General features: G+C 68.7%; 12 protein-coding genes. 8 read left to right on the top strand and 4 right to left on the bottom strand.

Going from position 1 to position 12,687, the window contains the following annotated elements:
• Positions 1-129 precede the first annotated feature (129 nt).
• Entirely contained in the window at positions 130-1,434 is a 1,305-nt protein-coding gene (locus IGS61_RS02095) for a putative O-glycosylation ligase, exosortase A system-associated (protein ID WP_230538073.1), read from the top strand.
• Positions 1,431-2,366: a polysaccharide deacetylase family protein gene (locus IGS61_RS02100; protein ID WP_230538074.1), complete on the top strand. Its 936-nt coding sequence runs from the start codon at positions 1,431-1,433 to the stop codon at positions 2,364-2,366. The genes IGS61_RS02095 and IGS61_RS02100 overlap by 4 nt, the downstream gene beginning before the upstream one ends.
• On the opposite strand, the gene IGS61_RS02105 is transcribed toward IGS61_RS02100, so the two are convergent.
• The 3 genes from IGS61_RS02105 to IGS61_RS02115 are packed head-to-tail and all read right to left on the bottom strand — an operon-like array spanning position 2,275 to position 7,084.
• Positions 2,275-4,221, bottom strand: a complete 1,947-nt coding sequence (locus IGS61_RS02105) for an asparagine synthetase B family protein (RefSeq protein WP_230538075.1) — start codon at positions 4,219-4,221, stop codon at positions 2,275-2,277. The two genes, IGS61_RS02100 and IGS61_RS02105, sit on opposite strands and share 92 nt — an antisense overlap.
• Positions 4,218-5,477, bottom strand: coding sequence for a pyridoxal-dependent decarboxylase, exosortase A system-associated (locus IGS61_RS02110; RefSeq protein ID WP_442908012.1), 1,260 nt, complete (start codon positions 5,475-5,477; stop codon positions 4,218-4,220). The genes IGS61_RS02105 and IGS61_RS02110 overlap by 4 nt, the downstream gene beginning before the upstream one ends.
• Entirely contained in the window at positions 5,474-7,084 is a 1,611-nt protein-coding gene (locus tag IGS61_RS02115; protein ID WP_230538076.1) for an acyl-CoA ligase (AMP-forming), exosortase A system-associated, read from the bottom strand. Before IGS61_RS02115 ends, IGS61_RS02110 begins: the two co-directional genes overlap by 4 nt.
• Positions 7,085-7,271: 187 nt before the next feature.
• On the opposite strand from IGS61_RS02115, the gene IGS61_RS02120 reads away from it, so the two are divergent.
• The 6 genes from IGS61_RS02120 to IGS61_RS02145 are packed head-to-tail and all read left to right on the top strand — an operon-like array spanning position 7,272 to position 11,949.
• Positions 7,272-8,027, top strand: coding sequence for a GNAT family N-acetyltransferase (locus IGS61_RS02120; RefSeq protein ID WP_230538077.1), 756 nt, complete (start codon positions 7,272-7,274; stop codon positions 8,025-8,027).
• Positions 8,006-8,251, top strand: a complete 246-nt coding sequence (locus IGS61_RS02125; protein ID WP_230538078.1) for an acyl carrier protein — start codon at positions 8,006-8,008, stop codon at positions 8,249-8,251. Before IGS61_RS02120 ends, IGS61_RS02125 begins: the two co-directional genes overlap by 22 nt.
• Positions 8,248-9,105, top strand: a complete 858-nt coding sequence (locus IGS61_RS02130) for a hydrolase 2, exosortase A system-associated (RefSeq protein WP_230538079.1) — start codon at positions 8,248-8,250, stop codon at positions 9,103-9,105. The genes IGS61_RS02125 and IGS61_RS02130 overlap by 4 nt, the downstream gene beginning before the upstream one ends.
• Complete coding sequence (locus IGS61_RS02135) at positions 9,102-9,989, top strand: hydrolase 1, exosortase A system-associated (protein ID WP_230538080.1); 888 nt, start codon at positions 9,102-9,104, stop codon at positions 9,987-9,989. Before IGS61_RS02130 ends, IGS61_RS02135 begins: the two co-directional genes overlap by 4 nt.
• Positions 9,983-11,254: a glycosyltransferase gene (locus tag IGS61_RS02140; protein WP_230538081.1), complete on the top strand. Its 1,272-nt coding sequence runs from the start codon at positions 9,983-9,985 to the stop codon at positions 11,252-11,254. The genes IGS61_RS02135 and IGS61_RS02140 overlap by 7 nt, the downstream gene beginning before the upstream one ends.
• A complete protein-coding gene (locus tag IGS61_RS02145; protein WP_230538082.1) occupies positions 11,251-11,949 on the top strand; it encodes an ABC transporter permease in 699 nt (232 codons plus the stop codon). The genes IGS61_RS02140 and IGS61_RS02145 overlap by 4 nt, the downstream gene beginning before the upstream one ends.
• Here IGS61_RS02145 and IGS61_RS02150 read toward each other — a convergent pair.
• On the bottom strand, positions 11,936-12,673 hold the full coding sequence (locus tag IGS61_RS02150; RefSeq protein ID WP_230538083.1) for a hypothetical protein: 738 nt from the start codon (positions 12,671-12,673) through the stop codon (positions 11,936-11,938). The genes IGS61_RS02145 and IGS61_RS02150 overlap by 14 nt on opposite strands.
• Positions 12,674-12,687: the final 14 nt, after the last annotated feature.

The following is a 12,687-nucleotide window of genomic DNA, read 5'->3' on the forward strand; positions in this document are numbered from 1 at the left end:
ATGACAAAACTGATTGATGGTTTCAACAACACTCAACAGTATTGATCCAGTGTACTGAGCCTGACCGCCAGCCCGTTGACAGGCATCAAGACCATGGCAACCCGGGCAAAACCAGGAGCGTCCCCCTTCATGCGCGACATCTTGATTACCATCATCATCCTGGGTTCGCTGCCCTTCATCCTGAAGTCGCCGGCCATCGGCGGCCTGATGTGGGTATGGGTCAGCGTGATGAACCCGCACACGCAGGCCTGGGGCTTTGCCACCCACTTGCCGTTCGCCTTCATCATCGCCATCGCCACCATGGTCAGCCTGCTTATGACGCGCGAGCCGAAAAGCCTGCCGCTCACGCCCGTCAGCGTGCTGCTGCTGCTGTTCGTCGCGTGGATGAATGTCACGGCCCCGTTCGCCCTGCTGCCGGAAGCGTCGTGGGTGCAGTGGAACAAGGTCATGAAGATCATGCTGATGAGCTTTGTGATCATGATGGTGATACGCACGCGGCGCGACATCGTGCGCCTGATCTGGGTGCTGGTGGGTTCGATCGGCTATTACGGCGTGAAAGGCGGCATCTTCACCATCCGCAGCGGCGGCACGGAACGGGTCTGGGGACCGGAGGAAACGTTTATTGGGGATAACAATGCCCTGGCCCTGGCCCTGATCATCACGATTCCCCTCATGTATTACCTGCAGCAAAACACGGAGAAACAGCGACGCTGGGTGCGCCATGGCTTGTCCGCCGCGATGCTGCTGTCGGCCCTGGCCGCGCTGGGCTCGTATTCGCGCGGCGCGCTGCTGGCGATTGCCGCCATGGGCCTGTTCATGTGGCTGAAAAGCGAACGCAAGCTGATGCTGGGCGCGCTGCTCGGTGCGGTCACGCCGCTGCTGCTGGCCTTCATGCCCGAGCGCTGGGCCGAACGCATGGACACCATCAACACCTATCAGGACGATGTGTCCGCCATGGGCCGCCTGAATGCCTGGCGCATGGCCTGGAACCTGGCGCGCGACCGTTTCCTGGGCGGCGGCTTCGACGTGTCCGACGCCGCCATCTTTGCCCGCTACGCGCCGAACCCCATGGACGTGCATGCGGCGCACAGCATCTATTTCCAGGCTCTGGGCGAACACGGCTTCGTCGGCTTGCTGATTTACCTGGCGCTGGGCTTCGCCACCTGGCGCACGGCGGCCGCCATCATCCGCCGCACGCGGGGCCAGCCGGAACTGCGCTGGGCGCACGGCCTGGCCACCATGAGCCAGGCCAGCCTGATCGGCTTTGCCGTGGGCGGCGCCTTCCTCAGCCTGCTGTATTTCGACATGCCGTACTACCTGATGGCCGCCCTGATCGCCACGCGCATCGTCGTCGAGCGCGAATTGCGCGCGCCGGCGCCCATGTCGCGCCAGGCCAAGGCCGAGGCCAGGGCCGCCGTCGCGGAGCAGCCATGACGGCCACCTTGTCCATCCTGATCTACCACCGCGTGCTGGCGCGGCCCGACCCGCTGTTTCCCGGCGAAGTCGATGCGGCCCTGTTCGAGCGCCAGCTGCGCCTTGTCAAACGGTTTTATGCGCCGCTGCCCCTGTCCGAGGCCGTGCAGCGGCTGCAGGATGGCAGCCTGCCGCCGCGCGCCGCCTGCATCACCTTCGACGACGGCTATGCGGACAATGCGCAAGTGGCCCTGCCCCTGCTGCAGCGTCACGGCTTGCACGCCACGTTTTTTATCGCCACGGGCTACCTCGATGGGGGGCAGATGTGGAATGACACGGTGATCGAGGCCGTGCGCCACGCGCCCGGACCCCGGCTCGACTTGCGCGAACTCGGCCTGGACTGCCTGCCCGTCGCCAGCCTGGCGCAGCGGCAGGCGGCCATCGCCGCCTTGCTGGGCCGGCTCAAATACCTGCCATTTGCCCGGCGCCAGCAGCTGGCCATGCACATCCGCCGCCAGGCAAGCGCCACGGCGGGCCCGGCCGCCATGCTGAGCACGGCCCAGCTGCGCCAATTGCAGGCGGCCGGCATGGGGCTGGGCGCGCACACGGCCAGCCACCCGATTCTGTCCACCTTGCCGGACCACGCCGCGCAGCGCGACATCGCCGACGGCAAGCGCCGGCTGGAAGACTTGATCCAGGCGCCCGTCACCCTGTTTGCGTATCCGAACGGCAAGGCCGGGCGCGATTACGGCGCGCCGCACGTGGCGATGGTGCGCCGCCTGGGTTTCCAGGCGGCCGTGGCGACGGACTGGGGCGTGGCGCGCCCCGGCGCGGGGCTGGACTTGCTGCAGCTGCCCCGCTTTACGCCGTGGGATCGAGGACGGCTGGCGTTTCTGTGGCGCTTGCGGCAAAACCGCCGGCAAGCGCACCCAGCGCCGCCGGATGCTGGCTGAGCCACTGTTCCAGCATCAGCAGCAGCCACACCATGGTGCCGTGATAGGCCGGGTGTTCCGCCAGCAAGCGCCCCTTCAAATCGTCGATGAAGGCGGGCCGCACGATGCCGCGCCCGCGCAGCTGCGTCAGGTTGTCGAAGGCAAATTCGCGCAGCGGGGCGTGGCTGTGCAGCCACTGGCCGAAAGGCAAGCCGAAGCCGTGCTTTTTCTTGCGCACGATGGCCGGCGGCAGGATTTCCGCCAGCGCCCGCTTGAAGAAGGGCCGCAATTGCCTGCCGTCGAGCTTGTCCCGTGGCGCCAGGCGCGACGCAAACGCCACCATCGCGTCGTGCAGGAAGGGAAACGCCGCTTCCACGCCGGCCAGCTCGCACGCCTTGCGCACCTTGAACAGGTCGTTGTCGGCCAGGGTAAAACGCATGTCCAGGGCCAGCAGCTCATTGATCTGGCTCAAGCCCTGGCCTTGCCGCTCCCAATACGCGCCATTCACGCAGCCGGGCGCCACGCCCGGGTCGATGGTGTCGATAAAACCCGCTTCCAGCACCGTGCGGTAGCCATGGCGCAGCAGCAGGTTATAGCCGTCCAGCCGGGCCGGCAGCGGCAAGCTCGCCTGTTCGATATAGCGGCGCGCCTTGTCGCCCAGGCGCCACGGTTGATTTATCCGTTCACGGAACAGCAGCGGCTCGATGATGGCCTGGCGCAAGATGACGGGCAAGCGCTCGTACTGCGACAGCAAGGCCTGGTGCGCATAGCGCTCGTTGCCGCCGAACAACTCATCGCCGCCGTCGCCGCCCAGCAGGCGCGTCACGCCATCCTCGCGCGCCATGCGCGCGCAATAGTAGGCTGGAATGGCCGAGGCATTGCCGAAAGGCTGGTCGAAGATGGCCGCCATGGCGGGGATGGCGGCCAGCACGTCGTTGGGCGTCACGTAGCGCTCGTGGTGGATGCTGCCCGCATGGCTGGCGGCCAGGCGCGCATACGCCATTTCGTCATAGCCGGGCGCATCGAAGCCGATGGAATACGTGCGCGCGGGGCGGCCCGTCACTTGCCCCATGATGGCGGCCAGGGTGGAACTGTCCGTGCCGCCGCTGAGAAACGCGCCCGTATCCGCCCCATCCGCGCCCAGGCTGCTTTCCACGGCCTGGCGCAGCAGGCGCAGGAATTCCTGCTTGTTGGCGGCAAAGCTGGCCCGCGCGCGCCCTGCCGCCGGCTCGTGGAAGGCCAGTTGCCAGTAGCTGCCCTTGCATTGCTTGCCGCCCCGTACATGCAGGTATTCGCCGGGCAGCAAGCGCTGCTGGCCCAGATAGGCCGTGGCCGGGCCTGGCACCATGTGGAAGTACAAATAGTGATACAGCGCTTGCGGATCGAGCGCGCCGCGCACGGATGGATGGGCCAGCAAGGCATCGTGGGAAGAGGCAAAGAACAGCCCCTGCGCATTGCTCGCATAGCTGAGCGGATGCATGCCGGCGCGGTCCACGGCCAGCAGGGCCGAGCCGGAAAAGGCGTCGAGGATGGCTAAACAGAATGGCCCGGACAGGCTGGCGCAGGCGGCCACGCCCCGGCTCAGCCACAGGGACGCGAGGCGGCACGCCACGTCCTCGGCCGAACCGTCGAGCACGGGCCGGCCCCAGATGGCCACTTGCAAGCCATCTTGCTGATACACATGGCGGCTGCCGTCGATGGCGGCCACGGCCACGCCGCCCACTTCGCTGAGGCTGGCGGCCAGGGGCGCGCCATCGAAACGCGACAGGGGCGCGGCCATGCCGGCCAGCGCCGTGGCCGCGCCATCATCGGCATCGGCGGCGGCCAGGCCAGCAGCGCCGCCTGCCTTCCCCAGCCAACCGCACAGGCCGCTCATACGAGCACCTCGGCCGGCAAGGGATGGCCGAGAAAAGCCGTCGGGCTGGCCGTCAAGCCGTAGGCGCCCGACTGGAACACCACCACCAGGTCGCCCTCCCCGGCGCGCGCCATTTCCATCTGGTCGGCCAGCAAGTCCAGCGGCGTGCACAGCGGCCCCACGACGGACGCCACTTCGCGCGGCCCGCCGTGCAGCCGGGTGCCGATGGCGACAGGGTAATTCTTGCGGATCAGCTGGCCAAAATTGCCGGAAGCGGCCAGGTGATGGTGCAAGCCGCCGTCCGTCACTAAAAATACCTGTCCATGCGATACCTTGCGTTCGAGCACCTTGCACACATAGATACCCGCCTCGGCCACCAGGTAGCGCCCCAGTTCCAGGTTCAGGCGCACCCCGGGCGCCGCCTGGGCCAGCAGATCGAGCTGCCGCTGCAAGCCTTCGGCCACGGACGCCAGATCCAGGGCCTGGTCGCCGGGAAAATACGGCACCCCGAAGCCGCCGCCGATATTCAGGGTGCGCAAGGGCGACGGCGCGCTGTCGGCCAGCTGCAGGGCCAGTTGCACGCTCAGCGCCTGCGCCTCGGCCAGGGCCGCGCCCGACAGGCTTTGCGACCCCGCATACAGGTGAAAGCCGTGGAAATCGAGCCCCAGCTGGCCGATGCGGCCCAGCAACGCGGGCACCAGGGCCGCATCGACGCCAAACGGCTGCGCCCCGCCACCCATGCGCATGCCCGTGCGGCGCAAGGCGAAATCGGGATTCACGCGCACGGCCACCCTGGCCGTCATGCCCAGCCGTTCGCTGGCCAGCGCCGTCCTTTCCAGCTGCGCGCCGGACTCCACGTTAATCAAGACACCTGCGGCCACGGCCCGCGCCAGTTCACCCTCGCGCTTGCCCGGCCCCGCAAAGCTGATGCGTTCGACCGGCATGGGCGTATCGAGCGCCGTCGCCAGTTCGCCGCCCGAGGCCACGTCGATGCCGTCGACCAGGCCCGCCAGCCACTGCACCACGGCCGGCATGGGATTGGCCTTCATCGCGTAATGCACGTGCACGCCAGCGGGCAAGGCGGCGCGCAATTGCGCCACGCGGCGCGTGATGTGCGCCCGTTCATACGCATAGAATGGCGTGCTGCCCACGCGCTGGGCCAGGCGGTGCAATGGCACCCCGCCCACCTGCAGCACGTCGTTTTCCACGGCGAACTGCTGCCCCAGGGCCGCGTGCAACGGCAATTCCATATTGTTCGAGCGGATCAAGTCCTTCATGCCGCATCTCCTGATTGGACCGCATACGCCTGCGCCAGTTCCCTGGCCAGCAAGGGGCGGTCGATCTTGCCGTTCGGATTGCGCGGCAGCACGCCGTCGCGGATTTCCACCCACAGCGGCACCATATAACTGGGCAGGCGTGCGCGGCAGGCGGCCAGTATGCCGTCGCGCTGCAATGCGACACCGGGCGCGGGCGTGACGAGCAAGGCGATGGCCTGGCCCAGCACGGCATGGGGCAAGCCCAGCGCTGCCGCCTCGCCCACCAGCCCGCTCGCATACGCGACTTCCTCGACCTCGGCGGGGCTGACCCGGTAGCCGGATGTCTTGATCATGTCGTCGCTGCGGCCCACGAAATACAGATAGCCTTCCGCATCGCGGCGCACGGTGTCGCCCGACCAGACGGCCAGTTCCGGCAGCACCAGCCCGCTGGCCTGCGGCGGCAAGGGCTTGAAGCGCTCCGCCGTGCGCGCCGCATCGTTCCAGTAGCCGAGCGCCACCAGCGCGCCACGGTGCACGAGTTCGCCCGGCTCGTCGGCGTCGCACACGCTGCCGTCGGGACGCAGCACCAGCACTTCCGCGTTCGGGATCGCCTGGCCGATGGAATCGGGGCGCCGCTCCAGCTGTTCCGGCGCCAGGTAGGTGGAACGGAACGCTTCCGTCAAGCCATACATCAGGTAGACCTGCGCGCGCGGCAGCGACTGGCGCAGCCGGTCGAGCGTGGCGCGCTGCATCACGCCGCCCGAATTGGTGATGTAGCGCAAGGGCGTGGACAAGGGCCAGCTCAGCTGCGACAGCTGCACCCACAGGGGCGGCACGGCGGCCAGGCCCGTGATGGCTTCCTGCTCCACGGCTTCGACTATGTCGCGCAGCAACAGATAATTCATCAGCACGGCACAGGCGCCGCTGGCAAAGGCCGTCGTCAGCTGGCTCAGGCCGTAGTCAAAGCTGAGCGGCAGCACGCACAAAATCCGGTCGTCCGGCGTATTGCGCAGATAGCCCGACACGCTGAGCGCGCCCGCCAGCATGTTGCGGTGCGACAGCACCACGCCTTTCGGCCGCCCCGTGCTGCCCGAGGTATATAAAATGGCCGCCATGTCCGTGTCGATCGCCGCATGCGGCCTCGGCGCGGGTCCGCCGACAGCGGGCACATCGCTGGACACCGCACTCCACGGCAGCACGCGCAGCTTGCCCAGGCGCGATTCCGGCAGCGGTTCGCCCGTCAGCAGCACCGTTTGCAAGTCCGGGCAGGCGGCCAGCGCGGGACCCAGCTGGGCCAGGCGTTCGCGCGAGGTGACGAGGATGGCCACGTTGCAATCGGCCAGGATGTACGCCACCTGTTCCGGCTTGAGCAAGGGATTGACGGGCACGAACACGCCGCCGGCGGCCGCCGCGCCAAACATGGCGCTGACGTTTTCCGGGCGCTTTTCCAGGTACACGGCCACGCGCGCGCCGCGCCGCAAGCCCAGGGTCAGCAGGGTAGCGGCCGCTTCGCGCACGGATTGCGCCAGCGCGGCATAGCTTGTTTCTTCGCCCTGCCACGACAGGCCCGGCGCGTGGGGGGCGCGCTGCGCCGTTTCAAAGATCAGATCGTGTATCAGTGTCGCCATCGTTTCATCCCCGGGTTGCCATGATTGCCATGCATTCCCCTATGATTCAGACAAACGGCCACAACGGTCTTGATTTTGATCAATTAACAGTTTCAGCAGCACAGCTTGAGCCGGCGCAACATCGGCCCCCGGCCGCTGCGTTCTAATGGACAGCGTTGGCTGCATAGCCGCCCCATCCGTTACCACCATGGCTCCGTCCCCGCGATTTCCCCTGCTGCAACGGCTTGCCGCCAGCCTCGATCAGCTGGGCTGGCGCGACAGCGCCTGGCTGGCCGTGGCGCGCCTGCTGGAAAGCGTGCCGGGCGGGCGCTGCGCGCTATATCGTTATCAATTCGTCGCGCAGGCCGTGGCGCCCGGTTCGCTGTGCCGCGGGCGCGGCCAGTCGATTGCCGTCGCGCCCTGCCTGGCGGAGGCGGATTTGCCGCCCGGTCCCGAACGCCGGCCCGGCGCGCTGCACGAACGCTACCGGCAAGGCGCGCAATGCCTGGTGGCGCGCGACAAGTCCGGCATGGCCGGCTGGATCTGGCTGTTGCGCCACGGCTGCCAGGAAGACGAGGTGCGCGCCCGCTATGCGCTGGCCTCAAACCAGTCGTCGTGGGACCTGGACGTGTGGGTGCATCCCGAGCGGCGCGGCGGCCTGGTCTTCGCCCGCCTGTGGGAAGAAGCCAACGCCGTGCTGCACGCGCAGGGCGTGCGCTGGACGTGCAGCCGCATCTCGCGCTTCAACCGCGCCTCGCTGGGCGCCCATGCGCGCCTGGGCACGCACGCGCTGGGCACGGCCACCTTTATCCGCTGCGGGCGCTGGCAATGGATGGCCGCCAGCCTGCCGCCATATATCCACCTGTCGCGCCGCCCCGACGACATCCCCTGCCTCGCCTTCGATACGTCGACCCTGCCGCACTTCCCTTCCCTGGAGCTGACATGCCGCATCTTGAAGCAGTAAAACGCATCCTCGACACCACCCTGGGCTTGAACGGGCGCGCACTGGAAGCCCACACGCCGCTGCTGGGCAGCGTGCCGGAACTCGATTCGATGGCCGTGATCGGCGTGATCGCCGCGCTGGAAGACCATTTCGGCATCATCGTCGCCGACGACGACATCCATGCGCGCCACTTCGCCACCGTCGGCACCCTGCACGATTTCGTGTTTGCGCAGCTGCGGCCATGAACGGCGCCGCCCTCGACGCGCTGCCGCTGCTGCCCTTCTTCCTGCCCGCCAGCGGCGGCCAGCGCTACTGCCTGCTGCACCTGCCGGCGCCGGGCCGCAGCGCGCGCGGCGGCATCGTCTACGTGCATCCATTTGCGGAAGAACTCAATAAAAGCCGCCACGTGGCCGCCGCGCAGGCGCGCGCCTTTGCCGCCGCAGGCTACAGCGTGCTGCAGATCGACCTGTACGGCTGCGGCGACAGCAGCGGCGACTTTGGCGAAGCGCGCTGGGACATCTGGCACAACGACCTGCACCTGGCCTGCGCGTGGCTGGCGCAGCGCGTCGACGGTGCCTTGAGCGTGTGGGGCTTGCGCCTGGGCGCCCTGCTGGCCCTCGATTTCGCCAGCCGCGCGCCGCTGCCGCTGGCGCGCCTGCTGCTGTGGCAACCGGAAGCCGATGGACGGCGCGTCATCGACCGCTTCCTGCGCCTGCGCCTGGCGTCGGGCATGCTGGCCGGCGGCGCGCATGAGGCGCCCGGCCATGCCCGCGCCGCGCTGGCGAATGGCGACTCTGTGGAAGTGGCAGGCTACCTGCTGGCGCCAGAACTGGCGCAGGCCATCGATAGTGTCAGCGCATCCGCCCTGCTGCCGTCCGTGCCCGTCTACTGGCTCGATTACCAGGCGCCGGAACAAGCTGCCGCTCCCTTGCCGCCGCTGGCGCGCCACTGGCGCGCACACGGCGCCGCCGTGCACGTGGCCAGCTTCGGCGACGGCCCGTTCTGGCACAGCGGCGAACTGCTGGCGTGTCCGCAGCTGCTGCACGCCACGCGGCTACTCTGCCGCGACTGGCTCGACGAGGAAGGGACGCCGCCATGAAACGCGACAGCAGTCAGCCGCACCTCGCAGGGCACGGCGTGCGCGAGCTGGCCCTGCGCTTTCGCAGCACGGCGGAAGACGGCGAGGCGCGGGCGCACATGGTCGGCATCCTCAGCCTGCCCGCCGTACCGGGCCCGCGCGGCATGTTGATCGTCACGGGCGGGCCGCAGTACCGGGTCGGCAGCCACCGCCAGTTCGTCCTGCTGGCCCGCGCCCTGGCCGCGCAAGGCTGGCCCGTGCTGCGTTTCGACCTGCGCGGCATGGGCGACAGCGAGGGCAGCGCGCGCGACTACCGCGCCGCCGGTCCCGACATCGCCGGCGCGCTGGCGCAATTCTTCGACGCCGTGCCCTCGTTGCGCGAAGTGGCGCTGTGGGGCTTGTGCGACGGCGCCACGGCGGCCGCCTGCCATGCGCCGCGCGACGCGCGCGTCCAGGCCCTGGTGCTGCTCAATCCCTGGGTGCGCAGCAGCGCCGGCCTGGCGCGCGCCACCTTGCGCCATTATTATTTGCCGCGCCTGCTGCAAGGCAGTTTCTGGCGCAAGCTGGCCAAAGGCGGACTGCGGCTGGGCGCCAGCCTGGCGTCGCTGCGGCAGGTGGCGGCCGCCACGCAGGAACAGACGACGCCAGACAACGATGCGCCCGCGCCGGCCATGCTGCGGGCATTGACGCAATTCCAGGGCAAGGTGCTCCTGATTCTCAGCGGCGACGACCTCGGCGCGCGCGAGTGGCAAGCGCTGCTCGCTGGCGATCCTGCCTGGCGCGCCGTGGCCGCCCGCGCGCAATGGACGCAGGCGCAAGTGGCGGGCGCCAACCATACGTTCGCCAGCGCCGCCTGGCGCGGCGCAGTGGAACAGCGGTGCGCACAATGGCTGCAGTCATGGTAAAAACCTCGCCAAAACGGGTGCTGATGGTGGCCTACCATTTTCCGCCGCTGGCCGGCGGCAGCGGCATTTTGCGCACGCTGGGCTTTGCGCGCCATTTGCCCGACTGCGGCTGGCAGCCGCTGGTGCTCAGTCCCAGCCCCGTCGCGTATGCGCAGAAAGGAACGTCGCAGCTGGCGCAGATCGGGCAGCGCGCCACCGTGCGGCGCACCCTGGCGCTGGACGCGGCGCGCCATCTGGCCATCGCCGGGCGCTATCCGCGCTGCCTGGCCCTGCCAGACCGCTGGAGTTCCTGGTGGCTGAGCGCCGTGCCGGCCGGCCTGCGCATGATCCGCGAATACCGCCCCGACGCCATCTGGTCGACGTATCCGATCGCCACGGCGCACCTGATCGCGCTGACCCTGCAAAAACTCAGCGGCCTGCCGTGGATCGCCGACCAGCGCGACCCCATGCTGGACGACAGCGACCCGCTGGCGCCGTATCCGCCCGAGCCGCGCCTGCACCGCATGCATGCGTGGATCGAGCAGCGCATCGCGGCGCGCAGTGCGGCCATCGTCTGCACCACGCCGGGCGCCATCGACGCGCACCGGCGGCGCCTGGCGCAGCTGGCGCGCGAACGTTTCCACCTGATCGAGAACGGCTACGACGAAGACGGCTACCCGGACAGCCCGGCGCCCACGGGCCGCCGCGGCCGTTTCTTGCTGCTGCACAGCGGCGTGATCTACCCGTCCGAGCGTGATCCGCAAGCGCTGTTCGAGGCCCTGGCCCGGCTGCGCCGCGACGGCGCGCTGCATGCGCGCAATTTCCAGCTGGTGCTGCGCGCCACGGGCCACGATGCGTGGCTGGCGCAATTGCTGGCGAAATACGGCATCGGGGACCTGGTCAGCCTGGAACCGCTGCAGCCGCACGGCGCGGCGCTGCAGGAAATGCTGGCCGCCGACGGCTTGCTGCTGCTGCAGGCGGCCAACTGCAATGCGCAGATTCCCGCCAAGCTGTATGAATACCTGCGCTGCCGCCGCCCGATCCTGGCGCTGACGGACCTGGCGGGCGACAGCGCGGCCAAGCTGCGCCACTGCGGCATCGACACCATCGGCCAGCTGGCCTCGAGCGGCGATTGCGCGCACGCGCTGCTGCGCTTCCTGGCACTGGCCCGCCAGGGCCGCGCGCCGCTGGCCAGCCCCGCGGCCATCGCCCTGCAATCGCGGCAAGCCCGCAGCAACGCCCTGGCCGACGTGCTGGACCAGGTCAGCCACAGGAGAACAGCATGAAGCACCGCATACTTGCCTGCACCCTGGCCGCCTGCTGCGGCATGGCGGCGGCCGAATGTCCGCCCTACGTCAAGGGCACCACGGGCGGCGACTACACGAGCGCGGAAGACCGCGAAGGCCTGTCCGTGGTCGAGAAATTCCATTTTTCGCGCGCCGTGGAAACGCTCACGCAAGGCATGACGAGCAGCCTTGGCGGCGACATCAGCTACACCCTGGAGCACTTTCCGAACCACCACCGGGCGCTGGCCTCGATGGCGAAACTGGGCTTGCGCCTGAAAAGCGCGCAGCCGCCGGGCGCCCGCTACACGGTCAGCTGTTTTTTCGAGCGCGCCATCGCCTTCGCGCCGCACGACGTGACGGCGCGCATGGTGTACGGCAGCTACCTGCTGGCCACGGGCCAGGACGCGGCGGCGCTGGAGCAGCTGGACACGGCCAGCCGCCTGGCGCCCGAGCAGGCCACCATCCAGTACAACCTGGGTTTGATGTACGTGAAAAAGAAGGAGTACGAGAAGGCCAGCGCGCACGCGCAAAAAGCCTATGCGCTGGGCTTTCCCTTGCCGGGGCTGAAGAACAAGCTGAAGGCGGCGGGCAAGTGGCGCGAACCGCCACCGGCGCCGGCCGTCGTTGAAGCGAAGGAAGCACCGAAAACGGAAGAACCGGCCATGCCGCCGGTCGAAGAACCTAGCGGGGAATGAGGGCTGGCCGCCGGGCCACGCTCAGGTGGCCCGTCGGCGAGGCGGCCAGCGCGGCGGCCAGGTCGCGCCGCGATTGCGCCTTGTCTTCGGCCGCGCCGATGTGTGCCAGTTCCGCCGGCTGCAGCACGGTGACGGCGAGCAGCAGCACTTCGCCATACGGCGTGGCGAACGCTGGAGGAAGCGTGGCCGCTCCCTGGGCCAGCAGCACGCCCACCTGTTCATCCTCGTCTTCGAGGCCTGCCGGCGCATCCTGCACGTCCAGCACCATCGAGACGCTGCCGTGGCGCTGCACCAGCAAATCGATGGAACCGTGGTCGGCCACGTTCTGGCTGACCTGGTAGATCACGTCGAACAGCCACGATGCCTGCACCGCATCGCCGTCGAAGGCGGCCAGCGGCGCTTCGATGCACACTTCCAGCAGGTGGCCGCGCGGCACGAACACGTCGTCGTCATCCTCGAACGGATCGCTCAAGCCGTCGCTGGCGATGAGGATGGAATCGGCACGGCGGATCACGCGCCACGCCTGGCGCAGCGACGGCCAGCGCGGGCCTCCCATGAAGGCCGGGTTGACCAGCGGCGCCAGCACGTCGGCGTCGACGGTGCCCAGGGTGGCATAGAAGGCGTCGCGCGCGGCGCAGGCCGCGGCCAGCATCTGCGCACCCGCTTCCTTGCCGACGACGGCGTCGTCCGGTTGCGGTACTTGTGGAATATCGTTGTCAGGCATATCAATACTCATTA

It is taken from the genome of Janthinobacterium sp. FW305-129 (genome assembly GCF_020858115.1).
GTDB lineage: Bacteria > Pseudomonadota > Gammaproteobacteria > Burkholderiales > Burkholderiaceae_D > Janthinobacterium.

What these genes read in the sequence shown, in the direction of transcription:
- IGS61_RS02130 (WP_230538079.1), top strand. Translation starts at nt 8,248, where the DNA reads ATGAACGGCGCCGCCCTCGACGCGCTGCCGCTGCTGCCCTTCTTCCTG.
- IGS61_RS02145 (WP_230538082.1), top strand. Translation starts at nt 11,251, where the DNA reads ATGAAGCACCGCATACTTGCCTGCACCCTGGCCGCCTGCTGCGGCATG.
- IGS61_RS02150 (WP_230538083.1), bottom strand. Translation starts at nt 12,673, where the DNA reads ATGCCTGACAACGATATTCCACAAGTACCGCAACCGGACGACGCCGTC.
- IGS61_RS02140 (WP_230538081.1), top strand. Translation starts at nt 9,983, where the DNA reads ATGGTAAAAACCTCGCCAAAACGGGTGCTGATGGTGGCCTACCATTTT.
- IGS61_RS02110 (WP_442908012.1), bottom strand. Translation starts at nt 5,477, where the DNA reads ATGAAGGACTTGATCCGCTCGAACAATATGGAATTGCCGTTGCACGCG.
- IGS61_RS02125 (WP_230538078.1), top strand. Translation starts at nt 8,006, where the DNA reads ATGCCGCATCTTGAAGCAGTAAAACGCATCCTCGACACCACCCTGGGC.
- IGS61_RS02115 (WP_230538076.1), bottom strand. Translation starts at nt 7,084, where the DNA reads ATGGCGACACTGATACACGATCTGATCTTTGAAACGGCGCAGCGCGCC.
- IGS61_RS02100 (WP_230538074.1), top strand. Translation starts at nt 1,431, where the DNA reads ATGACGGCCACCTTGTCCATCCTGATCTACCACCGCGTGCTGGCGCGG.
- IGS61_RS02095 (WP_230538073.1), top strand. Translation starts at nt 130, where the DNA reads ATGCGCGACATCTTGATTACCATCATCATCCTGGGTTCGCTGCCCTTC.
- IGS61_RS02105 (WP_230538075.1), bottom strand. Translation starts at nt 4,221, where the DNA reads ATGAGCGGCCTGTGCGGTTGGCTGGGGAAGGCAGGCGGCGCTGCTGGC.
- IGS61_RS02135 (WP_230538080.1), top strand. Translation starts at nt 9,102, where the DNA reads ATGAAACGCGACAGCAGTCAGCCGCACCTCGCAGGGCACGGCGTGCGC.
- IGS61_RS02120 (WP_230538077.1), top strand. Translation starts at nt 7,272, where the DNA reads ATGGCTCCGTCCCCGCGATTTCCCCTGCTGCAACGGCTTGCCGCCAGC.